We start from the raw sequence: 23,553 nt of genomic DNA, 5'->3' as shown, positions 1-23,553 counted from the left end.
GTTGTGCGCGCAGCGGCACCGGATGAACGCGCAGGGTGTGCGGCTGACGACAATTCACTGTCGAAACGTTATGAACACGAGGGGCGGGCCGTGTTCGAGAACACAGCCCGCCCCGGCGTATTGCCTTGTTCGTGCGTACTACTTGAGCCGGGCCATGAGGGCGTGCTCCACGAGCGTGATGAGTGCGCTCTTGGCGTCCCCGCGGTGGCGGGCGTCGGTGGTGATGATGGGGGCGTCGGGGCCGATCTGGAGGGCCTCGCGCACTTCTTCGGGGGTGTAGGGCTGGTGTCCGTCGAAGCCGTTGAGGGCGATGACGAAGGGGAGGCCCGAGTTCTCGAAGTAGTCGACGGCGGGGAAGCAGTCGGCGAGGCGGCGGGTGTCGACGAGGACGACGGCGCCGATGGCGCCGCGTACGAGGTCGTCCCACATGAACCAGAAGCGGTCCTGTCCGGGCGTACCGAAGAGGTACAGGATCAGGTCCTGGTCCAGGGTGATGCGGCCGAAGTCCATCGCGACCGTGGTGGTCGTCTTGTCACCGGTGTGCGTGAGGTCGTCGATGCCCGCGCTCGCGGACGTCATCACGGCCTCGGTTCTCAGCGGATTGATCTCGGAGACCGCGCCGACGAACGTGGTCTTGCCCACGCCGAAGCCGCCCGCCACCACGATCTTCGCGGAGGTGGTGGAGCGAGGAGCCGCCCCACCGTCAGAGCTTGCGAAGTCCACTGAGAACCCTCTCGAGCAGCGTTACATCCGGCGTTCCGCCGGCCTCTCCATTGCCCGGCTGGTGGATTGCCACCATGCCGGCTTCCGCCAGGTCGGCCACGAGGATGCGGGCGACGCCGAGCGGCATCGACAGCAGCGCGGAGACCTCCGCGACCGACTTCACCTCGCGGCACAGGGTGCAGATGCGCTGGTGCTCCGGCAGCAGGCCGGACAGGTGCATCGGGTCGGCCGTCGTGCTGACCAGCGCCTCGATGGCGAGCTGGTAGCGCGGACGGGTCCGGCCGCCGGTCATCGCGTACGGGCGGACGAGCGGCTGATCGCCTTCCGAGTACGAATCTCCGTACGCGTCGGGGTAGGCGGGGGGCGGGGTCATTGATCCTCCGGGCTGGACAGCAGTGGTCAGCGTGCCGTCTGACAGGGCGGCCGGTGGGGGGACATGACGGCCTGTCGGGGGTACTGGATTCCGGGTGTGCGGACCCGGTTCCCCGGCCGGAAGTACCGTCCGGCCGGAGAGGGGGGTGTCAGATGAGCAGGCTTCCCTGGAGCTCCGCGCGCAGGTCCGGGGTGAGGACGTTGCCGGCGCGGTCAACGAGGAGGGCCATTTCGTAGCCGACGAGGCCGATGTCGCACTCGGGGTGCGCCAGCACGGCCAGCGAGGATCCGTCGGAGACGGACATCAGGAAGAGGAACCCACGGTCCATCTCCACAACGGTCTGGTTGACGGCGCCGCCCTCGAAGATCCGGGAGGCCCCGGCGGTCAGCGAGGTCAGACCGGAGGCCACGGCCGCCAGCTGGTCGGCGCGGTCACGGGGGAATCCTTCGGACATCGCCAGAAGGAGTCCGTCGGCGGAGACCACCACGGTGTGGGACACCCCGGGGGTGTTGTCCACGAAGTTGGTGATCAACCAGTTCAGGTTCTGTGCCGCCTGGCTCATCGAACTCAACTATCGCTCCTGCTGGTAAGTGGGGTCGATGTGGTAACTGCCGGTCGCGGGGCCGGTGGTGCCGGCCTGGCGGCCCTGCTGGATACCGCGACGGAGGTTGGTGAGACGGCCGCGGACGTCGTCCGGGGCACGCGACACCTGCGGGCCGGCCTGGGTGTCCGACTGCTGCTGCGCGGTACCTGCCACGAGGTTCGCACGCGGCACCCGGCGGGGCAGACCCGAGGTGGTGATCCCGCCGGCGGCGGGCTGGCGCACGCGCTCGGCCTGCCGCATCAGCTCGTCGTTCGGGGACGCCTTCCAGCTGACCGTCGGCGTGCTGCCGGTGACCGCCGCGGCGGGCTCGGCCGCGAGCTCCTGGCCGCGCTGCGGCAGCGACTGCTGCTGCGGGCGCTGGTGCGGAGCCGGTGCGACCGGGGCCGCCTGCTGGGGCTGGTGCGGCTGCTGAGGTACGGCCGGTCCCTGCCCGGCGGACTGCTGCCCGCCCTGGTAGGTCCAGTTCGAGTCCAGCGGCTGCGCCGGAGCCGGCGGCAGGGCCTCCGGCTGGTACGCCTGCGGGAGGCGCGGGGCCTCGGCACGCGGGGCCGGAGCCTGAGCGTAACCGCCCGGCTGCTGCGCCTGCTGCTGCTCACTGTAGCCGCCGACACCGGGGCCGCCCGGGCGGGCGAACTGGCCGGTGGAGGACTGGTCCAGCGGGCCCGCCGGCTGCGGCCGCTCGAACTGGCCGGTGCTGCCGCCGAGCGGGGTGCTGCCGCCCTGCGGGTACGGGGCGTTGAAGTCGGGGCGGGCGAACTCCGCCGTGGAGCCGGGGCCCGACAGCTCGTCGTGGCCGCGCGGGATCTCGTGGCCGCCCTGGGGCGTGGCGCCCCAGCTGGTGCTCTGCGGGGCGGGGGCCGGAGCCGGGGCCGCCGGAACGCCCGAGCCCGGGAGCTCCGCGCGGGCCGCGCCGCCGTCGCGCGCCGGCAGCTGCGGCCGCCTGCGCTTGACGGGGGCACCGGGCTGCTGCTGGGGCTGGCCCTGCTGCTGCTGCTGCTGCTGCTGGCCCTGGCCCTGCTGCGGCCGCTCGAAGGCGTTGCCCTGCTGCCCGAACCCGCTCTGGTTGCCGCCCTGGTTGCCGCCCTGCTGCGGGAAGCCGCCGGGACCGCCGGCCGGCCGCCCCTGCGGGCCGCCGTTCTGGCCGCGGGACGGCAGCGGCGCGCCGCCGCCGAAGGCACCCTGGCCCTGCGACTGGCCCGTCGGGGCGGAGGGACCGCCCTGCGGACGGGGGCCCTGGCCCTGCGGGCGCTGCTGCTGGCCGGGTCCGCCGTCGCGTCCCGGCAGGGCGGCGCGCTGGCCGCCGCCGGCGACCTGGCCGCGCTGCTGGCCGGCGCCCACGGGAGGACGCGCGCCCGCACCGGGCATGGCCGCCTGCTGGCCGCCGGGGGCACCCGGACCGCCGGGACCGCCCGGCGCGCCGCCGGGACCGCCCTGGCCGCCCTGGCCCGGCATCGGACCCGGCTTCTTGCCGCCCTGGGCGACGTCCACCGGAAGCATGACGAGGGCCGTCGTACCGCCCGAGTCGGAGGGTCGCAGCTGGATGCGGATGCCGTGTCGCAGGGACAGGCGGCCGACCACGAACAGACCCATTCGGCGGGACACCGAGACGTCCACGGTCGGCGGCGACGCGAGCCGCTCGTTGATCGCGGCGAGGTCCTCGGGGGAGAGGCCGATGCCGGTGTCGTGGATCTCGACGAGCACGCGGCCGTCGGGCAGCGCGTGACCGGTGACCTTGACCTTGGTCTGCGGGGAGGAGAACGAGGTGGCGTTCTCCAGCAGCTCGGCGAGGAGGTGCACGAGGTCGTTGACGACGCGGCCGGCGACGTCGGTGCCGGGCACCGCCGCCAGTTCGATGCGCTCGTACTGCTCCACCTCGGACGCGGCGGCGCGGAGCACGTCGACGAGCGGGACGGGGCGGGTCCACCGGCGGCCCGGCTCCTCGCCCGCGAGGACGAGGAGGTTTTCGCCGTTACGGCGCATGCGGGTCGCGAGGTGGTCGAGCTTGAAGAGCGAGGAGAGCTGGTCCGGGTCGGCCTCGCGCGACTCCAGTTCGGAGATGAGCGACAGCTGGCGCTGGATGAGGCCCTGGGAGCGGCGCGAGAGGTTGGTGAACATCGCGTTGACGTTGCCCCGGAGGAGGGCCTGCTCGGCGGCGAGGCGGACGGCCTCGCGGTGCACGTCGTCGAAGGCCGCGGCCACCTGGCCGATCTCGTCGCGGGTGTGCAGGCCGACGGACTCCACGGAGGTGTCCACGTCCTGCGGGTCCGACTCGGAGAGCTGCTTGACGAGCTCGGGCAGACGGTCCTGGGCGACGCGCGTCGCGGTGTCCTGCAGGCGGCGCAGCGAGCGGATCATGGACCGGGCCATGACGAAGGCGCCGATGAGGGAGACGCCGAGGACGAGGAGGATCAGGGCACCGTTGATGATGGCGTCCTGCTGCGACTCGTTCTTGAGCTCGCGGGCCTTCTGCTCCATGTCCTCCAGGAGCGAGAGCTCGATCTGCTGCATCGCGCGGAGCTTGGTGTCGTCGGCGTCGTACCAGTCCATCCAGGACCGGTTCTTCTCCTTGACGAACTGCCCCTGGGTGCTGAGCACGCGGCGGGCGTAGTGGTCGGCGCTGCCGATCTCGGAGTTGCCGTCACCGAGGGAGCTGAGGAGTTCCTCGGGCTTGCCCTGGTAGACGAGCTCGAAGGTCTTCTTCGCCTGGCTCTCGCCGCGGAGGGCGGAGAGGGCGTAGAGGCGGTCGTTCTCCTCCAGCTTGCCCTGCTTGTCGCCGCTCTCGGGGAGCGAGGCGGCGATGATCGCGCGCTGGATGGACGCGTACTCCTTGGCGGAGGAGAACGCCGCCAGGGCGCGGGTGCGCTTGATCATCTCGGGGTTCGAGGTGGCCTGCGCCATGTCCTGCGAGAGCGAGAGCAGCGAGACGATCAGCGCGTTGTACTCGGTGACGGTCTGCTGGGCGCCGTTCTGGTACGCCTTCTTGCGGATGTCCTCGATGCCGGTGAGCTGGCGGCCGATCTGGAGGATGTTGTTGCGGATCGACTTGAGGGTCTCGTCCTTGTCCTCCGCGTTGTCGACCTTGTCGGTCGCGGCGGCGAAGGCCTTGGCGGCGGCGTCGGTCTGGTCGCGGACACCCTCGACGAGGCTGTTGGCCTTGCCGTCCTTGGTGAGCGACATCGGACCGGCCGACTTGTCCCGCTCCTCCTGGAGCATGGCGGCGAGGCTGGTCGCCTGGCGGGTCATGACCGTCAGCAGCTGCATGTGCTCGAGCTGCTGGATGTCCTCGAGCGAGTCGTTGATACGGAAGCCACCGAGCGAGGTGGCGGCGACGACGGGCAGGGTCAGCAGCGACACGAGTCGCGTGCTGATGCGCCAGTTCTGCATGGCGAGACGGGAACCGGGCCCGGGCGGGGCCTTCGGTATCGCCTCTTCGGTCGCGGGCGACTCGGCCTTGCCCTTGGCCCTGCCCGGCTTGACGGCCTTGCCGGGCTTCCCGGCCTTGCCGGACCTGCCGCGGCCCTTCGCCTTCACCGAGGAGGTGTCGGGGCCGGCTCCTTCGACAGCCGGCCCGCGGTTCTGGGCGTGCTGGGGCGAGGAGCCACGGTCGATCCCGCCGCGCGGCTCCTGCTCCGCCGCAGCGCTGCCATCCCTCTTGAATCGTCCCTGCACTAGCGTCGCAACCTCTGGACCAGGCGCCCCGCCGGGTGAGCGGCGGAACGGTGTCGAGTCGTGGGGCACTGACGGCCCCGTGGTGGTCGTCGGTGACCGGCGCGTCTCCCTCTCCATTGCCACCGCGCGTCGGCGCTCTCTTGCGCCACCTGCGCGCCGGCTGATACCCGCGGCGGTCCCGCGAATTCCAGCACAGTGGGGGATCTCCAACAAGGTGCGCGTGTCGCCCCGGCGAGCCCGTCACGGCTTGTGACAGAGGGGCTACGCGATGTGGAGGCACTATGGGGAGGAAACGGACTTACGTCAATCAAAGCTCCGGTCCGGCAAGGTGTCCCAGTCGAGATGATCAGGAGCGGAATGGCGCATTCAGTGGCGCAATGTCCGTTTCGATGGGCCGAATTGACCACCCGTTATGCCCGTATTGCCCGGTCGGTGGTGAGCAAACTCACACGACTGTGGCCATTACTTACCGGTTCAGACGGGGATTCGGATGTTTAGCCTTGCCTGTTAAAGGGTTGGCGCCACATACGGCGCATCCGACAACCCTCATCCCACGAAGCGACCCGAGGGCCCGAAACTCCGATGAAGACGACGATGCTGTTCCGCAACATAGCCAACCCCCGCCGCACCACCCTCGCGCACCTGAAGGACGCCGAGGACCTGCAGGCGGCGCCGGCCACCCCGGAGCACTCCGTCGACCTGCCGACGCAGACCGCGAACCCCCGCCGCACGGTCCTCATGAACGCGCCGGCCGCCGCGGCACAGTAGTCCCTCCGCAGTAGTGGCTCCGTAAAGGAGCGCGAGGCGCCGCCGCCCACCGCGTTAGCCTGGAGTCCGCAGACTCCAGCCAGCGGAAATACAGAGGGGCAGACGCAACACGTGCGCATCGCCAGGTTCTCGATCGACGGCAATGTCGCGTTCGGCGCGGTCGAGGGCAGCACTGCCCTCGCGGCGTCCGAAGGTGAGCTCGTCCTCGACATCATCAAGGGCATCCCGTTCGCGGACTTCGAGCTCTCCGGCACGAAGGTCCCGCTGAGCAAGGTCCGGCTGCTGCCGCCCGTGCTCCCGAACAAGGTCGTGGCCATCGGCCGCAACTACGCGGAGCACGCGGCGGAGCTGGGCAACGAGGTCCCGGACGCCCCGATCACCTTCTTCAAGCCCTCCACCTCCGTGGTCGGCCCGGGCGACCCGATCGTCTACCCCTCCTTCTCCCAGGACGTGCACCACGAGGCGGAGCTCGCCGTGGTCATCGGCCGCATGTGCCGCGAGGTCCCGAAGGAGCGCGTGAAGGACGTCATCCTCGGCTACACCTGCGCCAACGACGTCACCGCCCGCGACGTCCAGCAGCGCGAGAAGCAGTGGGCCCGGGCCAAGGGCTTCGACAGCTCCTGCCCGCTCGGCCCCTGGATCGAGACCGACCTGGACCCGGGCGACCTGACCATCCAGTGCACCGTCAACGGCGAACAGCGCCAGCTCGGCCGCACCAGCGACATGGTCCGCTCCATCGAGGACCTGGTCGTGCACATCAGCGAGGCCATGACGCTGCTCCCGGGCGACGTCATCCTCACGGGGACCCCGGCCGGAGTCGGCCCCCTCAACGTCGGCGACGAGGTCGCCGTCACCATCGAAGGCATCGGCACTCTCACCAACAAGGTGATCAAGCGTGGCTAACGCGAACGTCCGCGTACGTTTCTGTCCCTCCCCGACCGGCAACCCCCACGTGGGCCTGGTCCGCACCGCCCTCTTCAACTGGGCGTTCGCCCGCCACCACGGCGGTACGTTCGTCTTCCGCATCGAGGACACCGACGCGGCCCGCGACTCCGAGGAGTCGTACGAGCAGCTCCTCGACTCGCTGAAGTGGCTCGGCTTCACCTGGGACGAGGGCCCCGAGATCGGCGGCCCGCACGCTCCGTACCGCCAGTCCCAGCGCATGGACATCTACAAGGACGTCGCGCAGAAGCTCAAGGACGGCGGCTACGCCTACCACTGCTACTGCACCACCGAGGAGCTCGACGCCCGCCGCGACGCCGCCCGCGCCGCCGGCAAGCCCTCCGGCTACGACGGCCAGTGCCGCGACCTCACCGCCGAGCAGAAGAGCGCGTACGAGGCCGAGGGCCGCACCTCGATCGTCCGCTTCCGGATGCCCGACGAGACCATCACCTTCACGGACCTGGTCCGCGGCGAGCTCTCCTTCACCCCGGAGAACGTGCCGGACTTCGGCATCGTCCGCGCGAACGGCGCCCCGCTCTACACGCTCGTCAACCCGGTCGACGACGCTCTGATGGAGATCACGCACGTCCTGCGCGGCGAGGACCTGCTGTCCTCCACCCCCCGCCAGATCGCCCTCTACAAGGCGCTGACCGAGCTGGGCGTCGCCAAGGCCACCCCGAGCTTCGGCCACCTGCCGTACGTGATGGGCGAGGGCAACAAGAAGCTCTCCAAGCGCGACCCCGAGTCCTCGCTCAACCTCTACCGCCAGCGCGGCTTCCTGCCCGAGGGCCTGCTGAACTACCTCTCGCTCCTCGGCTGGTCCTTCTCCAAGGACCAGGACATCTTCTCGATCGAGGAGATGGTGGCGAAGTTCGACATCGACGGCGTCAACGCCAACCCGGCCCGCTTCGACCTGAAGAAGGCCGAGGCGATCAACGCCGACCACATCCGCCGGATGGACCCCAAGGCCTTCGCGGACGCCTGCGAGCCGTGGCTGCGCGCCCCGCACGCCAACTGGGCGCCGGAGGACTTCGACGCCGAGGCCTGGGCCCGGATCGCGCCGCACGCCCAGACCCGGGTGACCGTCCTCTCGGACATCACCGCGAACGTGGACTTCCTCTTCCTGAAGGAGCCCGTCGAGGACCAGGCGTCCTGGGACAAGGCCATGAAGGGCGAGCCCGCGGCCCTGCTGACCACGGCGCGGGAGAACCTCTCCGCCGCCGACTGGTCGGACCCGGAGTCCCTCAAGCAGGCCGTCCTGACGGCCGGCGAGGCCCACGGCCTCAAGCTCGGCAAGGCACAGGCCCCGGTCCGCGTGGCCGTCACCGGCCGCACCGTCGGCCTGCCGCTCTTCGAGTCCCTGGAGATCCTGGGCAAGGAGCGCTCGCTGGCGCGCATCGACGCGACCCTGGCGAAGCTCTCCGCCTGACCCGCACCACCCCGTGGGGGCGGCAGCCGACCCGGCTGCCGCCCCCACGGCGTTCCCGGCCCCGGCGCGGTGAGAACGGCCACACCCACCGCACCCGGCGCGTCCGCCTCACCCGTCACGGCCCCGCCCGTGCCGTGACGCGCCTCACGCGGACTTCGCCGAGGGCCCCACACGCGACCCGCCGGCGGCGTAGGCTCGCCCCTATGCCGATCCGCGCAGTGCTGTGGGACATCGACGACACCCTGTTCGACTACACGGGGGCCGATGCGGCCGGCCTGGCCGCCCACCTGCGCGACGAGGGGCTCGGAGAGCGCTACGGATCCCCCCAGGAGGCGCTGGCCCTCTGGCGCAGGATCACCGAGCTGAACTGGGCCCGCTTCGCCGCGGGCGAGGTCACCTTCCAGGGCCAGCGGCAGGACAGGGTGCGGGACTTCCTCGGCAGGCCCGCCATGACGGACCCACAGGCCGACGCCTGGTTCGACCGCTACGTCGAGCACTACAAGGCGGCCTGGGCGCTCTTCCCGGACGTACTGCCCGTCCTGGACGCCCTCGCCGGCACGCACCGGCACGGGGTGCTCTCCAACTCCTCCGCGGCCAACCAGGACCCCAAGCTGCGCCACCTCGGTCTGCGCGACCGCTTCGAGGTGCTGGTCTGCGCAGCCGAGCTGGGCGTGAGCAAGCCCGACGCCGCCGCCTTCCTGGCCGCCTGCGAGGCGCTGGCCCTCCCTCCGGGCCAGGTCGCGTACGTGGGGGACCAGCCGGAGATCGACGCGCGCGGGGCGCGGGACGCCGGACTGACCGCCGTCTGGCTCGACAGGGAGGGCGGCAGGGGGCCCGGTCCCGAGGGCGTACACAGGATCGAGGGGCTCGACCGGCTGCCCGAGCTGCTGGCGGCGGATACCCGTTTTGGAGCACGGTCAGGCATCCGGTAATGTTCTTTCTGCGCCGGGGAAACGGGCCGAAAGGCCGGAAACCACAGGCGCTAACCAAACGAAAGGCCCTCAGGGGCTTGAAGTTCGGTGGGCTATAGTGTAATTGGCAACACGAGGGTTTCTGGTTCCCTTATTCTAGGTTCGAGTCCTGGTAGCCCAGCGCAGTGCAGCAGTAACGCAGTGCTTTGCCCCCGTTGTGTAGCGGCCTAGCACGCCGCCCTCTCAAGGCGGTAGCGCCGGTTCGAATCCGGTCGGGGGTACAGATCCTTCCCGCGGGATCTCCAGGGTCGCTCCCGGAGATCTTGATGCAGGATCGCTAGGGCCCCCGTTGTGTAGCGGCCTAGCACGCCGCCCTCTCAAGGCGGTAGCGCCGGTTCGAATCCGGTCGGGGGTACCAAGGTCTGGCAGGTCTAGACCATTGGGCTATAGTGTAATTGGCAACACGAGGGTTTCTGGTTCCCTTATTCTAGGTTCGAGTCCTGGTAGCCCAGCGCAGTACCGCAGTAAAGCTAGCCCCCGTTGTGTAGCGGCCTAGCACGCCGCCCTCTCAAGGCGGTAGCGCCGGTTCGAATCCGGTCGGGGGTACGAGAGGAGAGGCCCTCCGCGATCATCGCGGAGGGCCTCTTCCGTGTTTCCCGGGCCCTGCTCCGCCGCCGGTGCGCGAGTACAAGTACGGGCCCGGAGGCGCGAGTTCGGACGTGTGCGGCGTCGTACGCGCCCCCGGGCCCGGGGGATGGATGGAGCGGGGGCAGGGTCAGCTGGAGCGGCGCAGGGCCTCCGTCAGGCGGGCGGCCGCGTCGATGACGGCCTGGGCGTGCATGCGCCCCGGGTGGCGGGTCAGGCGCTCGATCGGCCCGGAGACCGACACGGAGGCCACCACGCGGTTCGAGGGGCCCCGTACGGGCGCCGAGACGGACGCCACGCCGGGCTCCCGCTCGCCGATCGACTGGGCCCAGCCGCGCCGGCGTACGCCGGACAGGGCCGTGGCCGTGAAGCGCGCGCCCTGCAGGCCGCGGTGGAGCCGCTCGGGCTCCTCCCAGGCCATCAGGATCTGCGCGGCCGAACCCGCCTTCATCGGGAGCGTGGAGCCCACCGGGACGGTGTCCCGCAGGCCCGACAGCCGCTCGGCGGCCGCCACGCAGATGCGCATGTCTCCCTGACGGCGGTAGAGCTGTGCGCTCTCGCCCGTCACGTCACGGAGGTGCGTGAGCACCGGTCCGGCCGTCGCCAGCAGGCGGTCCTCGCCGGCCGCGGCGGCAAGCTCTGCCAGCCGCGGGCCGAGGATGAACCGGCCCTGCATGTCCCTCGCCACCATCCGGTGATGTTCCAGTGCCACGGCCAGGCGATGTGCCGTGGGTCGTGCGAGCCCTGTCGCCGCGACCAGCCCGGCGAGGGTGGCCGGACCGGACTCCAGTGCGCTCAGTACCAGAGCTGCCTTGTCGAGAACGCCGACGCCGCTAGAGTTGTCCATGAAACGATATTCACGTCTCACACTGTGAAACGCAAGTTCAAATTTTCCAAGAACGAGCGAGTCTGTATGTGCGGGTCCACGAACCACTGGGTCCGAGCCGTCGTTCCGCGAGTGGGGTAGCGGGCGATCAGGCGCACCAGATCTCTACAGAAGCGCCGGCCCGACCGGCCGGCCGGAGGGAAAGCGATGGGTAGGACACTCGCGGAGAAGGTCTGGGACGACCACGTCGTCCGGCGCGCCGAGGGCGAGCCCGATCTCCTCTTCATTGATCTCCACCTGCTGCACGAGGTGACCAGCCCGCAGGCCTTCGACGGCCTGCGCCAGGCCGGCCGCAAGGTCCGCCGTCTGGACCTCACCATCGCGACCGAGGACCACAACACCCCCACCCTCGACATCGACAAGCCGATCGCCGACCCGGTCTCCCGGGCCCAGCTGGAGACGCTGCGCAAGAACTGCGCCGAGTTCGGTGTCCGCCTGCACTCGCTGGGTGACGTCGAGCAGGGTGTCGTCCACGTCGTGGGCCCCCAGCTGGGCCTGACCCAGCCGGGCACCACCGTGGTCTGCGGCGACTCGCACACGTCCACGCACGGCGCCTTCGGCGCGCTGGCCTTCGGCATCGGCACCAGCCAGGTCGAGCACGTGCTGGCCACCCAGACGCTGCCCCTGGCCCGCCCGAAGACGATGGCCATCACCGTCACCGGCGAGCTGGCCGAGGGCGTCACCGCCAAGGACCTGATCCTGGCGATCATCGCCAAGATCGGCACCGGCGGCGGCCAGGGCTACATCCTGGAATACCGCGGCGAGGCCGTCGAGAAACTCTCGATGGAAGCCCGCATGACCATCTGCAACATGTCGATCGAGGCCGGCGCCCGCGCGGGCATGATCGCCCCCGACCAGACCACCTTCGACTACCTGGAGGGCCGCGACCACGCCCCGACGGGCGAGGACTGGGACGCGGCGGTCGCCTACTGGAAGACGCTGCGCACCGACGAGGACGCCGTCTTCGACGCCGAGGTCGTCATCGACGGCGCCTCCCTGTCCCCGTTCGTCACCTGGGGCACCAACCCGGGCCAGGGCGCGCCGCTGTCGGCCAACGTCCCCGACCCGGCTTCGTACGAGGACGCTTCGGAGCGCCTGGCCGCCGAAAAGGCCCTGGAGTACATGGGGTTGACGGCCGGGCAGCCGCTGCGCGACATCAAGGTCGACACCGTCTTCGTAGGTTCCTGCACCAACGGCCGCATCGAGGACCTGCGCGCCGTCGCCGGCATCATCGGGGGCCGCAAAGTCGCCGACGGCGTACGGATGCTGGTCGTTCCGGGCTCGGTCCGGGTCGCCCTGCAGGCCGTGGAAGAGGGCCTGGACAAGGTCTTCAAGGAGGCCGGCGCCGAATGGCGGCACGCGGGCTGTTCGATGTGCCTGGGCATGAACCCCGACCAACTGGCCCCCGGTGAGCGTTCCGCGTCCACCTCCAACCGCAACTTCGAGGGCCGGCAGGGCAAGGGCGGGCGCACCCACCTGGTCTCCCCGCAGGTGGCCGCCGCCACCGCGGTGCTGGGCCATCTGGCCTCGCCCGCCGACCTGTCCGCCGCCGACGCGACCGCCGGAGTCTGAACCATGGAAGCCTTCACCACCCACACCGGCCGGGCCGTTCCGCTGCGCCGCAGCAACGTCGACACCGACCAGATCATCCCGGCCCACTGGCTGAAGAAGATCACCCGCGACGGGTTCGAGGACGGGCTCTTCGAGGCCTGGCGCAAGGACCCGGAGTTCGTCACCAACCGTCCCGAGCGGGCCGGCGCGACCGTCCTGGTCGCCGGTCCCGACTTCGGGACCGGATCCTCGCGCGAGCACGCCGTCTGGGCCCTGCAGAACTTCGGCTTCAAGACGGTCATCTCCTCCCGCTTCGCCGACATCTTCCGCGGCAACTCGCTGAAGAACGGTCTGCTGACCGTCGTCCTGCCGCAGGAGACCGTCGACCGGCTGTGGGAGCTGACCGAGGCGGACCCCACCGCCGAGGTCACCGTCGACCTGGTCGACCGCAAGGTCCGAGCCGAGGGGATCGAGGCGGAGTTCGAGCTCGACGACAACGCCCGCTGGCGTCTGCTGGAGGGCCTGGACGACATCTCGCTCACCCTTCAGAACGAAGCCGACATCGACGCCTACGAAAGCACCCGCCCGGCCTTCAAGCCGCGCACCATTCAGCTGTGATTCCTGCCTGATCAGCGCTTATTCACCCTCGGGTGATCACATCGGCAACACTGTGCCCCCCGCCTTCCGGCGGGGGGCACAGCCGTATGTTGAGGCCCCGTGAGGCGACAACTCGCCCCAGATGGCACAATCTGTGCATGGAACGCGACAGTCAACTCGAGCTCTACGAGCTCGTCGCGGACCGGTTGAAAGAAGCACACGCAAGGGTGCGCGCACTGCAAGTCCCGGAGGGCGTAAGGATGACGCTGTCCCGGAAGCTGTTGGTCGTCACTGCCGCGGCGAAGCACGATCTCGCCGACGCGGCAAGGCGCCTGGACAGGTTGATGAAGGACCTCGACGAGGGTCGATTCCCTGAAGGCGACTGATGCGAAGGAACTCCGTAACGGCTCACATCGTTGCGGCACTAGGGTGATTAGCCCGTTTCGTGTTTGATTTGCGGTATATATCCGCCTAACGTGCGAAATAAGCTTGAACACATTCGTTCTGGCGATGTCTCCGAAGGGGAAGACGTGAACAAGGCGCAGCTCGTAGAAGCGATTGCCGACAAGCTGGGCGGCCGCCAGCAGGCCGCGGACGCCGTCGACGCGGTACTGGACGCCATGGTCCGCGCGGTCGTCGCGGGAGACCGGGTCTCGGTCACGGGCTTCGGCTCGTTCGAGAAGGTCGACCGTCCGGCCCGCTACGCCCGCAACCCGCAGACGGGTGAGCGCGTCCGGGTCAAGAAGACCTCCGTCCCCCGCTTCCGCGCGGGTCAGGGCTTCAAGGACCTGGTCAGCGGCACCAAGAAGCTCCCCAAGGGCGACGAGGTCGCCGTGAAGAAGGCCCCGAAGGGCAGCCTGACCGGCGGCGCGTCCGCCACGGTCAAGAAGGCCGCCGCGAAGAAGGCCACCACGGCGAAGAAGGCCGCCGCGAAGACCACGGCCGCGAAGAAGACCGTGGCGAAGAAGGCCGTCGTGAAGAAGGCCGCGACGACCGTCAAGAAGACCGCGGCGAAGACCACGGTCACGAAGAAGGCCGCGACCACCGCCAAGAAGGCGGCCCCGGCCAAGAAGACGGCGACGGCGGCCAAGAAGACCACCGCCACCGCGAAGAAGACCGCCCCGGCGGCCAAGAAGGCCACCGCGACGAAGGCGCCCGCCAAGAAGACGGCGACGCGCAAGGCCACCGCGAAGAAGACCACCGCCCGCAAGAAGTAAGGGCACGGGTTACACACGCCGGGCCGGCTTCCCCGACTGGGGAGGCCGGCCCGCGGTGCGTTCTTCCGGTGCGTTCCCTCGCAGGTCACGGGCCTGTGGGCAGGCCCGGTGCGAGGGTCAGAAGGTCTGCAGGGTCACCAGCGTGATGCGCAGGGCCGGGCCCTCGCCGTCCGTCTCGATGCGGACCCGCTGCCCCGGCCGCAGCAGCCGCAGGCCCCCCGCGTCGAAGGCCGCGGTCTCGAAGGGCACCGGGGTGCCGTCGTCCAGCAGCACACTGCCGCTGCGGGTCTGGGAGTCGTACGTGTACGCGGTCGCCTGCATACGGGAACTGTATCGGGCCGTGTGCCGCCCGACCCCGAGGGCCAGGGCCGTGCGCAGGTCCGCTCCCGTGTCCACGTCCCGGCGCACGCTCTCCACGCCGGCGAGGGCTATTTCCACCGCCCCCGAGGCGGAATGCCGGGCCCGGGACGGCCCGCCGAACGCAGGTGCCAATTCCACGTCGGGGCCCGCGGAAAGCAGGGTCGTACCGATTCCGGCCGCATCCGCCAGAAATGCCCGGGGAAAATGCCCCGCGATATCGAGCACACGTAGCAATTCCGGCGCCCGCAGGGCCGGCAGGTCGGCGTTCATCGCCGCCACCGCCGCCCCGGGCCGCCCCGCCCGCACCGCCCGCGCCCCGTGGTCCAGCGCGGCGTTGAGCCCCGCCCCCGGGGCGTCCGGCAGGATCCGCGCCCCCAGCCGCGCCAGCTCCGCACCCGCCACGGCGTCGTCCGTGACGACCACCACATCCGCGACCGAAGCGCAGGCCAGCGCCCCCGCCACGGTGTCCTGGGCGAAGGCCAGCGCCAGCCCGGGGCGGGACGCGCCCACCGCCGCCGCGAGACGGCTCTTGGCCAGCGCCAAGGGCTTCAGCGGGACCACCAAGGTCCATGCGGCGTTCGTGGCGGCCCCCTTCGCTCCGGTGCGCTGCGGCACCCGCCCGACCCATCGGCAGGTCACGGCCCGGTCATCAGTCGGCCCATTGTCGCCCCCGAGCGGCCGCAGGGGGGCCTCGTGGTGCGAGCGGGGCGTACGGTGTCCTCGACAGAGGCCGGACCCGCAGCGACACTTGTCCGGCCCACAAGGTGCCCAAGCCACGCACCGGTCCTAGAGGAAGGTGTCCGAGTGTCCCGCCGCAGAATCGGCTTCTGGTACCGCCTGGCGGCGGTCATCGCAAAACCGCCGCTGGTAGTGCTGTTCAAGCGGGACTGGCGGGGAATGGATCACATTCCGGCCGACGGCGGATTTATCACCGCCGTCAATCACAACTCGTATCTGGACCCGCTCTCCTACGCGCACTTCCAGTACAACACCGGCCGGGTGCCGCGTTTGCTCGCCAAGGCCGGCCTCTTCAAGGTGCCTTTTGTCGGCATGATCCTGCGCGGATCCGGACAGATCCCCGTCTACCGCGAGACCACCAACGCCCTGGACGCATTCCGGGCCGCCGTGGACGCGGTCGAGCGCGGTGAATGCGTCGCCTTTTACCCGGAAGGCACCCTCACCCGCGACCCGGAGATGTGGCCGATGGCCGGCAAGACCGGCGTCGCCCGCGTGGCGCTGATCACCAAGGCCCCCGTCATTCCCGTGGCCCAGTGGGGCGCGAATCTCGCGATGCCGCCCTACGCCAAGGAGAACAAGGTCAGGCTGTTCCCGCGCAAGACCCTCCAGGTGCTCGCCGGACCGCCCGTGGACCTCTCGGCCTTCTACGACCGCGAGCCCACACCCGACGTCCTCAAGGGCGCCACCGAGGCCATCATGGCCGACATCACCAAGCTCCTGGAGGAGCTGCGGGGCCAGCAGGCGCCCGCAGAGCCGTACGACCACCGCAAGGCCAGGGCGGAACAGCGGCGCAAGGCCGCGGGGGAGGGCAAGAAGTGACACGTCCCGTGAAGGCGGCCGTCTTCGGAACCGGCTCCTGGGGCACGGCCTTCGCCGTCGTCCTCGCCGACGCCGGCTGCGAGGTGACCCTGTGGGGCCGCCGCCAGGAACTGGCCGACGCCATCAACACCGGCCGGACCAACCCGGACTACTTCCCCGGTGTGGAACTCCCCGCGAACATCCGCGCGACCACCGACGCGGCCGAGGCCGCCCGGGACGCCGACTTCGCGGTCCTGGCCATCCCCTCCCAGACCCTGCGCGCCAACCTCGCCGAATGGGCCCCGCTGCTGCCCGCCGACGCCGTCCTCGTCTCCCTGATGAAGGGCATCGAACTCGGCACCGCCAAGCGGATGAGCGAGGTCATCGAGGAGGTCGCCAAGGTCCCCGCCGAGCGCGTCGCCGTCGTCACCGGCCCCAACCTGGCCCGCGAGATCGTCGCCCGGCAGCCCGCCGCCTCCGTCGTCGCCTGCGTGGACGAGGCCGTGGCCCAGCGCCTCCAGGCCGCCTGCCACACCCCGTACTTCCGCCCGTACACCAGCACCGACGTCATCGGCTGCGAACTCGGCGGTGCCGTCAAGAACGTCATCGGCCTGGCCGTCGGCATCGCGGACGGCATGGGCCTGGGCGACAACACCAAGGGCTCGCTCATCACCCGCGGCCTCGCCGAAGCGACCCGCCTGGGCCTGGCGATGGGCGCCGACCCGCTCACCTTCTCCGGACTCGCCGGCCTCGGCGACCTCGTCGCGACCTGCTCCTCGCCGCTCTCCCGCAACCACACCTTCGGCACCAACCTGGGCCGCGGGATGACCCTGGAGGAGACCATCGCGGTCACCAGCCAGACCGCGGAAGGGGTCAAGTCCTGCCAGTCCGTGGCGGATCTGGCACGACGGTACGGAGTGGACATGCCGATCACCGACACGGTCGTCGACATCGTCCACCACGGCAAGCCCCCGCTGGTCGCGCTGAAGGAACTGATGGGCCGCAGCGCCAAACCGGAACGTCACTGACACCTTTCCGGACGCTTGAGCGGGTACTCTCGTGGCGATATGAGCAGCGAGAACCTCCCCCAGACCCCTGAGCAGCAGGGCCGCAAGCCCCGCGTGGCCGTCGTCTTCGGCGGCCGCAGCTCGGAACACGCCATCTCGGTCGTCACCGCGGGCGCCGTGCTGCGCTCCATCGACCGGTCCAAGTACGAGGTGCTGCCCATCGGCATCACCACGGACGGCCGGTGGGCCCTGACCGCGGACGCCCCCGAGCGCATGGCCATCGCGGACCGGAAGCTCCCCAGCGTCGAGGCGCTGGCGGAGTCCCCGGACGGCACCGTCGTGCTCCCCGTCGACCCCGCCAGCCGCGAGGTCGTCTACACCGAGCCGGGCGCCGTCCCCAAGGCGCTGGGCGAGGTCGACGTCGTCTTCCCCGTGCTGCACGGCCCCTACGGCGAGGACGGCACCCTCCAGGGCCTCCTGGAGCTCTCCGGCATCCCGTACGTCGGCTGCGGCGTCCTCTCCTCGGCCGTCGGCCAGGACAAGGACTACATGAAGCGGGTGTTCACCTCGTACGGGCTTAACGTCGGCCCGTACGTGACCATCCGCCCCCGTGAGTGGGAAGCCGACCGGGACGCCGCCACGGCCAAGGTCCTGGACTTCGCGGCCGAACACGGCTGGCCGCTGTTCGTGAAGCCCGCCCGGGCCGGCTCCTCCATCGGCATCACCAAGGTCGACGACGCCTCCGGGCTCGACGCGGCCATCCGCGAGGCCCGCCGCCACGACCCGAAGGTCATCGTGGAGGCGCTGCTGCGCGGCCGCGAGATCGAGTGCGGCGTGCTGGAGTTCGAGGACGGGCCGCGCGCCAGCGTGCCCGCGGAGATCCCGCCGGTCTCCAGCCACGACTTCTACGACTTCGAGGCGAAGTACATCGACTCCGCCGCCGGCCTGGTCCCCGCCCCGCTCACCCCGGAGCAGACCGCCGAGGTGCAGAAGCTCGCGATCGACGCCTTCGAGGCGGCCTCGTGCGAGGGTCTGGTGCGCGCCGACTTCTTCCTGACCGAGGACGGCACCTTCGTCATCAACGAGATCAACACCCTGCCCGGGTTCACGCCGATCTCGATGTACCCGCGCATGTGGCAGGAGTCGGGCATCGAGTACCCGGAGCTCGTGGACCGGCTGATCCAGGCCGCCCTGCGCCGCTCCACCGGACTGCGCTAGCCGCGCACCCGGCGCCCCGAACAGCCGACCGCCCGCTGGAACGATCCAGCGGGCGGCGGTGTGCGCGGGGCGGCCCGATCAGTACGAGGAGATCCCGGCCGGGACCGATGCGGCCACCGCGGCGGACAGACCGACGAGCATGCTCGCGTCCGTGGCATGCTCCTTGTCGATCCACACCTCCGTGTAGGCCAGCCGGCCCGTGGTGGTGAACCGCAGGCCGCCCTCCGGGGGCCGCTCCACCAGCCAGCCCACGCCGTCGACCTCGACGCCGTCCGCCTTGGGATCGGCCATCTTGGGGGGCTTGGGGATACCGCACCGCAGTACGATCGCCGAGCCGCCCCACGCGGCGGTCAGGTCCGTCTCGGGTTCGGTGACGGACCGGGCCAGCCCCGACACCGTCTCCGGGAGCTCCCTGTGCAGCGCCGCACAGAGCTGCGCGACACCGGCGGGCGGTGCGGGCGGGGGTGTCACCCGGGCCTCGGAGGCCCCGGGGGCACAGCCCGCCAGGGCCACGACCGCCACCAGGGCGGACGGGGCCAGTAGACGGAGGGGCCGGTGGTGCGAAGACATCACCGGCCAAGACTAGACGGGGGCTACAGATGGACCACCGGGCAGGTCAGGGTGCGGGTGATCCCCTCCACCTGCTGGACCTTGGCGACCACCATGCGGCCGAGATCGTCGACGGTGTCGGCCTGGGCGCGCACGATCACGTCGTACGGCCCCGTCACGTCCTCGGCCTGGATCACCCCCGCGATCTTGGAGATGGACTCGGCGACGACCGACGCCTTGCCCACCTCGGTCTGGATGAGGATGTACGCCTGTACCACGGAACCTCCAGGGCGGCCACGAGGATCATTTCCCCTAACCTTCGGATGGGCCCTGGGAGATCGGGCGGGCCCGGGGAAGAAGGGACGCCACGGTACCGCGTCGCCGCGTGCCACGGGGAGACCCGGGGGCCCGGCGCCACGCACAGCGGGGCGTACGCAGAGCAGAAGTTGACGTATCTGTTGACGGTACCCAGAGCTGTGACGGCTCGCGACCGCAAGCGGACTTGCCAAGAAGGGGCACAGCGATGAAGGGCACTGTGGGCGAGCTGGGGGAGTTCGGGCTCATTCGGGAGCTCACCTCACGGCTCACCACCACCCCGGCGGTCCGGCTCGGACCCGGGGACGACGCCGCGGTGGTGTCGGCCCCCGACCGGCGGGTCGTGGCGAGCACGGACATCCTGCTCGAAGGCCGGCACTTCCGCCGCGACTGGTCCACCGCCTACGACGTCGGCCGCAAGGCCGCCGCACAGAACCTGGCCGACATCGCCGCCATGGGCGCCGTGCCCACCGCGCTGCTGCTCGGCCTCGTCGTCCCGGCCGAGCTGCCGGTCACCTGGCCCACCGAGCTCATGGACGGCATCCGCGACGAATGCCAGGTCGCGGGCGCGGCCGTGGTCGGCGGCGACGTCGTGCGCGGCGACACCATCACCGTCTCCATCACCGCCCTCGGGGACCTGCGCAACCACGAGCCCGTGCTGCGCTCCGGCGCCCAGCCCGGCGACGTGGTCGCCGTCACCGGCTGGCTCGGCTGGTCCGCGGCCGGCTTCGCCGTGCTCTCGCGCGGCTTCCGCTCCCCGCGGGCCTTCGTCGAGGCCCACCGGCGCCCCGAGCCGCCCTACCACGCCGGCCCCGCGGCCGCCGGGCTCGGCGCCACCGCCATGACCGACGTCAGCGACGGCCTGATCGCCGACCTCGGGCACATCGCCGAGGCCAGCAAGGTCCGCATCGACCTGCGCTCCGGCGCCGTGGACATCCCGACCCAGATGCACGACATCGGCCAGGCCGTCGGCGTCGACCCGCTCCAGTGGGTGCTCACCGGGGGAGAGGACCACGCCATCGTGGCCACCTTCCCGCCCGACGTGAAGCTCCCGGCCCGCTGGAAGGTCATCGGCTCCGTCCAGCACCGCTCCGCCCTGCCCCAGGTGACCGTGGACGGCGCCCCGTGGACCAGCACCGGCGGCTGGGACCACTTCGGCGCCGACCCGGTCGACGGGGAGACCGCGTGAGCGTCGCCGGGGCCGCCCCGCCGCTGTGCCTGACCGTCGCCGGATCCGACTCCGGCGGCGGCGCCGGCATCCAGGCCGACCTCAAGACCATGCTGGCGCTCGGCGTGCACGGCATGAGCGTGATCACCGCCGTGACCGCCCAGAACTCCCTCGGCGTGAAGGGGGCCTGGGAACTGCCCGCCGAGGCCGTCACGGCCCAGTACCGGGCCGTGGTGGACGACATCGGCGTGCACGCCGTCAAGACCGGGATGCTGTCCTCCGCCGTACTCGTCGAGACGGTGGCCGAGCTGCTGGCCGGCACCCCCGCCCCGGCCGTGGTGGACCCCGTCGGGGTCTCCAAGCACGGGGACGCGCTGCTCGCCGCCTCGGCGCTGGACGCCGTACGCCGGGAGCTGCTGCCCAGGGCCACGGTCGCCACCCCGAACCTGGACGAGGTGGCCCGGCTCACCGGGCTGGCCGTGGAGACCGAGGACGACATGCGGCGGGCCGCCGACGCGGTCCTCGGCTACGGGCCCCGCTGGGCGCTGATCAAGGGCGGCCACCTCGCGGCCCACGGCGACCGGGCGGTGGACCTGCTGAGCGACGGCTCGCGGGAGCTGTGGCTGCGGGCGCCGCGGCACGACAACCGGCACACCCACGGCACCGGCTGCACCCTCGCCAGCGCGATCGCCGCGGGCCTGGCCAAGGGCCTGGACGTGCCGGAGGCCGTCACGGCCGCCAAGGAGTACGTCACCGGCGCCATCGCCGCCGGCTTCGCCCTCGGCGGCGGCATCGGCCCGGTGGACCACGCCTGGCAGTGGCGCTGACCCGTCAGGATCAGCCCTTAACCGTCAAGGGCTGATCCGCAATGCCCCGGACAAGGCAAAAGGCCGGTTCACCAGAGGTGAACCGGCCTTCTTGGCAACCAGAAAGGGCTGCGCTACGACGACGGGAGGCGTCAGCGCGAGACCTTGCCGGCCTTGATGCACGAGGTGCAGGCGTTGAGGCGCTTCGGCGTCCCATTGACCACGGCACGGACGCGCTGGATGTTCGGGTTCCAGCGACGCGAGGTGCGGCGGTGCGAGTGGGAGATGTTGTTGCCGAAGCTCGGCCCCTTGGCGCAAACGTCGCAGTTGGCAGCCACAGGTCACTCCAAGACTTCAGATGCAATTACGGTGGAATCCGGCGCACCGGAATCAGAGATCTGAAGTGGCTTGCCGGACGAATGGCCCGACTCTCGACGGGCAACCTGAGCAGCATACAACGACTGCTTGGGTCCGAGAAAACTACCATGACGGGGCCCCGCTCCGCCCCGGAGCCCCCGGGCGGAGGGCTCCCTTCGTTACCCTGCGGTGAACCCTGGCCCGCACAAGGAGGAACGCCCGGTGGCGCACGAGCCTGGCACGCACACCCTCGACGCCGAAGCGGTGCGCACCTGGAGCTCGCTGGCCCTGGCCGCACTGGGCCGGGCCCGCGAGGAAATCGACGCGATCAACGTCTACCCGGTCGCGGACGCCGACACCGGAACCAACCTCTACCTGACCGCCGAGGCCGCCGACCGCGCCCTCGACGAGTCCCTCGCGGGCGTGACGGACCCCACAGCCGCCCCCGCCTCCCTCGCCGAGGCCGTACGGGCCTACGCGCACGGCGCCCTCATAGGCGCCCGGGGCAACTCCGGCACCATCCTGGCCCAGCTCCTTCGCGGGGTCGCAGACGTCCTCGGCGCAGATCCCGCCGACCCCGCGGATCCGGCCGGCCCCGCCGACCACGCCCCGGGCCCGCTGCTCGCGCGGGCCCTGACCCGCGCCGCCGAGGAGGCCTACCGGGCCGTCGCGCACCCGGTCGAGGGCACCATGCTCACCGTCGCCGGAGCCGCCGCCCGGGCCGGTGCCGCCGCCGGGACCGCGGCCGCCACCGCCGCCGAGGTCGCCCGCGCCGCATACGACGGGGCCCGCGCCGCCCTCGCCGAGACCCCGGGCCAGCTCCCCGCGCTCGGCAGGGCCGGAGTGGTCGACGCAGGGGGCTGCGGGCTGGTCGCCGTACTCGGAGCCCTGTGGCAGGCGCTGTCCGGCCAGGAACCCGCCGCCGAACCGGTGCGCGGCCCCGCCGTGCCCGTGGCCGTGCTGCCGGACCCCGAGTCCTGCGGACACGAAGGGCACGAACAGGGCGGTCCCGCGTACGAGGTGGTCTACCTGCTGGAGGCCTCCGACGAGGCCGTCGCCGGGCTCCGCCGCGGCCTCGACCTGCTCGGCGACTCCCTCGTGGTGGTCGGCGGCGACGGGCTGTGGAACGTCCACGTGCACGTCGACGACCCCGGCGCGGCCGTCGAAGCCGGAGTGGAAGCCGGCCGGCCCTACCGCATCCGCATCACCCACTTCGGCGACCAGCGCCGCCGCGCCGCCGCCCCCCGGGCACAGCGGGCCGTGGTCGCCGTCGTCCAGGGCGAGGGGCTGGCCGCCCTGTGCGGCGAGGCCGGCGCCACCACCGTGCTCGCCCGCCCCGGGGAACAGCCCGCCGCCGCCGAGCTGCTCGACGCCGTCCGCCGGGCCCACGCCCGCGAGGTGGTCCTGCTGCCCGGCAGCCCCGAACTGCGCGCCGCGGCCGCGGCCGCCGCCGAACAGGCCCGCTCCGAAGGGGTACGGGTCGCCGTGATCCCCACCCGCTCCGCCGTCCAGGGCCTGGCCGCCCTCGCCGTGCACGACCCGGACGCCACGTTCGACGAGGACGTCGTCGCCATGACCGCGGCCGCCGGCGCCACCCGCTACGGAGAACTGGCCGTCGCCGAACGCCAGTCCTTCACCTCCGCCGGGATCTGCCAGGCCGGGGACGTCCTCGGCCTGATCGACGGGGACGTCGCCGTCATCGGCGCGGGCCTGCCCGAGACCGCCGAGGCCGTCCTGAAGCGGATGCTCGGCTCCGGCGGCGAACTGGTCACCCTCGTCCTGGGCCCCGAGGTCCCGGACGCCCTCGCCGCCCGCCTGGAGGCGTACGTCCAGCACGCGCACCTGGCCGTCGACACCGTCACCTACCGCGGCGGCCGCTGGTCGGCGCCCCTGCTCATCGGAGTCGAATAGCCGGCTTGTCA

The 23,553-nt window shown here is 71.3% G+C and carries 22 protein-coding genes, 5 tRNA genes and 1 pseudogene; 19 read left to right on the top strand and 9 right to left on the bottom strand.

Annotated features, from left to right (window positions below; translation table 11 throughout):
• Window positions 1-138 precede the first annotated feature (138 nt).
• The 4 genes from OG553_RS08695 to OG553_RS08680 all read right to left on the bottom strand — a co-directional run bounded on the left by OG553_RS08695 (window position 139) and on the right by OG553_RS08680 (window position 5,369).
• Window positions 139-723, bottom strand: a complete 585-nt coding sequence (locus OG553_RS08695; RefSeq protein WP_401246567.1) for a GTP-binding protein — start codon at window positions 721-723, stop codon at window positions 139-141.
• Window positions 704-1,096: a DUF742 domain-containing protein gene (locus OG553_RS08690; RefSeq protein WP_007266775.1), complete on the bottom strand. Its 393-nt coding sequence runs from the start codon at window positions 1,094-1,096 to the stop codon at window positions 704-706. Before OG553_RS08690 ends, OG553_RS08695 begins: the two co-directional genes overlap by 20 nt.
• A gap of 148 nt (window positions 1,097-1,244) precedes the next feature.
• Window positions 1,245-1,658, bottom strand: coding sequence for a roadblock/LC7 domain-containing protein (locus OG553_RS08685; RefSeq protein WP_007266776.1), 414 nt, complete (start codon window positions 1,656-1,658; stop codon window positions 1,245-1,247).
• A 9-nt stretch (window positions 1,659-1,667) separates the two neighbouring features.
• Entirely contained in the window at window positions 1,668-5,369 is a 3,702-nt protein-coding gene (locus OG553_RS08680; protein ID WP_405978432.1) for a nitrate- and nitrite sensing domain-containing protein, read from the bottom strand.
• A gap of 582 nt (window positions 5,370-5,951) precedes the next feature.
• On the opposite strand from OG553_RS08680, the gene OG553_RS08675 reads away from it, so the two are divergent.
• The 9 genes from OG553_RS08675 (at window position 5,952) to OG553_RS08635 (ending at window position 10,025) form a co-directional block, all read left to right on the top strand.
• Entirely contained in the window at window positions 5,952-6,137 is a 186-nt protein-coding gene (locus OG553_RS08675) for a hypothetical protein (RefSeq protein WP_362457519.1), read from the top strand.
• A gap of 111 nt (window positions 6,138-6,248) precedes the next feature.
• The gene (locus tag OG553_RS08670; protein ID WP_405978431.1) at window positions 6,249-7,040 is read left to right on the top strand and encodes a fumarylacetoacetate hydrolase family protein; all 792 of its coding nucleotides are present in this window, start codon (window positions 6,249-6,251) and stop codon (window positions 7,038-7,040) included.
• Window positions 7,033-8,508 carry a glutamate--tRNA ligase gene (gene gltX, locus OG553_RS08665; protein WP_405978430.1) on the top strand — a complete coding sequence of 492 codons (1,476 nt, stop codon included), beginning with the start codon at window positions 7,033-7,035 and terminating at the stop codon, window positions 8,506-8,508. The genes OG553_RS08670 and gltX overlap by 8 nt, the downstream gene beginning before the upstream one ends.
• Before the next feature lie 203 nt (window positions 8,509-8,711).
• Window positions 8,712-9,440, top strand: a complete 729-nt coding sequence (locus OG553_RS08660; protein ID WP_405978429.1) for an HAD family hydrolase — start codon at window positions 8,712-8,714, stop codon at window positions 9,438-9,440.
• An 88-nt stretch (window positions 9,441-9,528) separates the two neighbouring features.
• Window positions 9,529-9,600, top strand: a tRNA-Gln gene (locus OG553_RS08655).
• 27 nt (window positions 9,601-9,627) lie between these two features.
• Window positions 9,628-9,700: transfer RNA gene (locus tag OG553_RS08650), tRNA-Glu, on the top strand.
• A 61-nt stretch (window positions 9,701-9,761) separates the two neighbouring features.
• Window positions 9,762-9,837: transfer RNA gene (locus OG553_RS08645), tRNA-Glu, on the top strand.
• Between the two features lie 22 nt (window positions 9,838-9,859).
• Window positions 9,860-9,931: transfer RNA gene (locus OG553_RS08640), tRNA-Gln, on the top strand.
• A 21-nt stretch (window positions 9,932-9,952) separates the two neighbouring features.
• Window positions 9,953-10,025, top strand: a tRNA-Glu gene (locus OG553_RS08635).
• Window positions 10,026-10,194: 169 nt separating this feature from the next.
• On the opposite strand, the gene ndgR is transcribed toward OG553_RS08635, so the two are convergent.
• Window positions 10,195-10,911 (bottom strand): IclR family transcriptional regulator NdgR, encoded by a 717-nt coding sequence (gene ndgR / locus OG553_RS08630; protein WP_112450208.1) that lies wholly within the window; start codon window positions 10,909-10,911, stop codon window positions 10,195-10,197.
• A 186-nt stretch (window positions 10,912-11,097) separates the two neighbouring features.
• On the opposite strand from ndgR, the gene leuC reads away from it, so the two are divergent.
• The 4 genes from leuC (at window position 11,098) to OG553_RS08610 (ending at window position 14,315) form a co-directional block, all read left to right on the top strand.
• Window positions 11,098-12,522 carry a 3-isopropylmalate dehydratase large subunit gene (leuC, locus tag OG553_RS08625; RefSeq protein ID WP_405978428.1) on the top strand — a complete coding sequence of 475 codons (1,425 nt, stop codon included), beginning with the start codon at window positions 11,098-11,100 and terminating at the stop codon, window positions 12,520-12,522.
• A 3-nt stretch (window positions 12,523-12,525) separates the two neighbouring features.
• Window positions 12,526-13,119 (top strand): 3-isopropylmalate dehydratase small subunit, encoded by a 594-nt coding sequence (gene leuD / locus OG553_RS08620; RefSeq protein ID WP_405978427.1) that lies wholly within the window; start codon window positions 12,526-12,528, stop codon window positions 13,117-13,119.
• 137 nt (window positions 13,120-13,256) lie between these two features.
• A complete protein-coding gene (locus OG553_RS08615) occupies window positions 13,257-13,484 on the top strand; it encodes a hypothetical protein (RefSeq protein ID WP_007266785.1) in 228 nt (75 codons plus the stop codon).
• A gap of 144 nt (window positions 13,485-13,628) precedes the next feature.
• Complete coding sequence (locus OG553_RS08610; protein WP_405978426.1) at window positions 13,629-14,315, top strand: HU family DNA-binding protein; 687 nt, start codon at window positions 13,629-13,631, stop codon at window positions 14,313-14,315.
• Window positions 14,316-14,639: 324 nt separating this feature from the next.
• On the opposite strand, the pseudogene cofC reads toward OG553_RS08610, so the two are convergent.
• Window positions 14,640-15,290, bottom strand: a pseudogene (gene cofC / locus OG553_RS08605) (2-phospho-L-lactate guanylyltransferase); the annotation flags it as partial.
• Window positions 15,291-15,479: 189 nt separating this feature from the next.
• Between cofC and OG553_RS08600 the strand changes: the two are divergent.
• Genes OG553_RS08600 through OG553_RS08590 form a run of 3 tightly spaced genes read left to right on the top strand, consistent with a single transcriptional unit; the run spans window position 15,480 to window position 18,436 of the window.
• A complete protein-coding gene (locus OG553_RS08600; protein ID WP_007266788.1) occupies window positions 15,480-16,232 on the top strand; it encodes a 1-acyl-sn-glycerol-3-phosphate acyltransferase in 753 nt (250 codons plus the stop codon).
• Window positions 16,229-17,239: an NAD(P)H-dependent glycerol-3-phosphate dehydrogenase gene (locus OG553_RS08595; RefSeq protein ID WP_405978425.1), complete on the top strand. Its 1,011-nt coding sequence runs from the start codon at window positions 16,229-16,231 to the stop codon at window positions 17,237-17,239. The genes OG553_RS08600 and OG553_RS08595 overlap by 4 nt, the downstream gene beginning before the upstream one ends.
• A 39-nt stretch (window positions 17,240-17,278) precedes the next feature.
• Window positions 17,279-18,436 (top strand): D-alanine--D-alanine ligase family protein, encoded by a 1,158-nt coding sequence (locus tag OG553_RS08590; RefSeq protein ID WP_405978424.1) that lies wholly within the window; start codon window positions 17,279-17,281, stop codon window positions 18,434-18,436.
• A 78-nt stretch (window positions 18,437-18,514) separates the two neighbouring features.
• On the opposite strand, the gene OG553_RS08585 is transcribed toward OG553_RS08590, so the two are convergent.
• Together OG553_RS08585 and OG553_RS08580 are read right to left on the bottom strand one after the other, a co-directional pair.
• Complete coding sequence (locus OG553_RS08585) at window positions 18,515-19,006, bottom strand: DUF3515 family protein (protein WP_405978423.1); 492 nt, start codon at window positions 19,004-19,006, stop codon at window positions 18,515-18,517.
• A 23-nt stretch (window positions 19,007-19,029) separates the two neighbouring features.
• On the bottom strand, window positions 19,030-19,263 hold the full coding sequence (locus OG553_RS08580; RefSeq protein WP_007266792.1) for an Lrp/AsnC ligand binding domain-containing protein: 234 nt from the start codon (window positions 19,261-19,263) through the stop codon (window positions 19,030-19,032).
• Between the two features lie 245 nt (window positions 19,264-19,508).
• Here OG553_RS08580 and OG553_RS08575 point away from each other — a divergent pair, with 245 nt between their 5' ends.
• Both OG553_RS08575 and thiD read left to right on the top strand, forming a co-directional pair.
• The gene (locus tag OG553_RS08575) at window positions 19,509-20,489 is read left to right on the top strand and encodes a thiamine-phosphate kinase (RefSeq protein ID WP_405978422.1); all 981 of its coding nucleotides are present in this window, start codon (window positions 19,509-19,511) and stop codon (window positions 20,487-20,489) included.
• Complete coding sequence (thiD, locus tag OG553_RS08570; RefSeq protein ID WP_405978421.1) at window positions 20,486-21,295, top strand: bifunctional hydroxymethylpyrimidine kinase/phosphomethylpyrimidine kinase; 810 nt, start codon at window positions 20,486-20,488, stop codon at window positions 21,293-21,295. Before OG553_RS08575 ends, thiD begins: the two co-directional genes overlap by 4 nt.
• A 131-nt stretch (window positions 21,296-21,426) precedes the next feature.
• On the opposite strand, the gene rpmB is transcribed toward thiD, so the two are convergent.
• Window positions 21,427-21,612, bottom strand: coding sequence for a 50S ribosomal protein L28 (gene rpmB, locus OG553_RS08565; protein WP_007266795.1), 186 nt, complete (start codon window positions 21,610-21,612; stop codon window positions 21,427-21,429).
• Between the two features lie 241 nt (window positions 21,613-21,853).
• Between rpmB and OG553_RS08560 the strand changes: the two genes are divergently transcribed.
• Window positions 21,854-23,542, top strand: coding sequence for a DAK2 domain-containing protein (locus OG553_RS08560; protein ID WP_405978420.1), 1,689 nt, complete (start codon window positions 21,854-21,856; stop codon window positions 23,540-23,542).
• Window positions 23,543-23,553: the final 11 nt, after the last annotated feature.

Origin of the sequence: Streptomyces sp. NBC_00158 (assembly GCF_045160885.1) — a bacterium.
GTDB lineage: Bacteria > Actinomycetota > Actinomycetes > Streptomycetales > Streptomycetaceae > Streptomyces.
Note: the sequence above shows the minus strand (reverse complement) of the source record. Positions and strands in the feature narration are given on the sequence as shown.

Bases quoted from the DNA above. Each gene is read 5' to 3' on its own strand.
- OG553_RS08690 (WP_007266775.1), bottom strand. From the start codon at position 1,096: ATGACCCCGCCCCCCGCCTACCCCGACGCGTACGGAGATTCGTACTCG.
- OG553_RS08685 (WP_007266776.1), bottom strand. From the start codon at position 1,658: ATGAGCCAGGCGGCACAGAACCTGAACTGGTTGATCACCAACTTCGTG.
- OG553_RS08675 (WP_362457519.1), top strand. From the start codon at position 5,952: ATGAAGACGACGATGCTGTTCCGCAACATAGCCAACCCCCGCCGCACC.
- OG553_RS08660 (WP_405978429.1), top strand. From the start codon at position 8,712: ATGCCGATCCGCGCAGTGCTGTGGGACATCGACGACACCCTGTTCGAC.
- ndgR (WP_112450208.1), bottom strand. From the start codon at position 10,911: ATGGACAACTCTAGCGGCGTCGGCGTTCTCGACAAGGCAGCTCTGGTA.
- leuC (WP_405978428.1), top strand. From the start codon at position 11,098: ATGGGTAGGACACTCGCGGAGAAGGTCTGGGACGACCACGTCGTCCGG.
- leuD (WP_405978427.1), top strand. From the start codon at position 12,526: ATGGAAGCCTTCACCACCCACACCGGCCGGGCCGTTCCGCTGCGCCGC.
- OG553_RS08615 (WP_007266785.1), top strand. From the start codon at position 13,257: ATGGAACGCGACAGTCAACTCGAGCTCTACGAGCTCGTCGCGGACCGG.
- OG553_RS08590 (WP_405978424.1), top strand. From the start codon at position 17,279: ATGAGCAGCGAGAACCTCCCCCAGACCCCTGAGCAGCAGGGCCGCAAG.
- OG553_RS08585 (WP_405978423.1), bottom strand. From the start codon at position 19,006: ATGTCTTCGCACCACCGGCCCCTCCGTCTACTGGCCCCGTCCGCCCTG.
- OG553_RS08575 (WP_405978422.1), top strand. From the start codon at position 19,509: ATGAAGGGCACTGTGGGCGAGCTGGGGGAGTTCGGGCTCATTCGGGAG.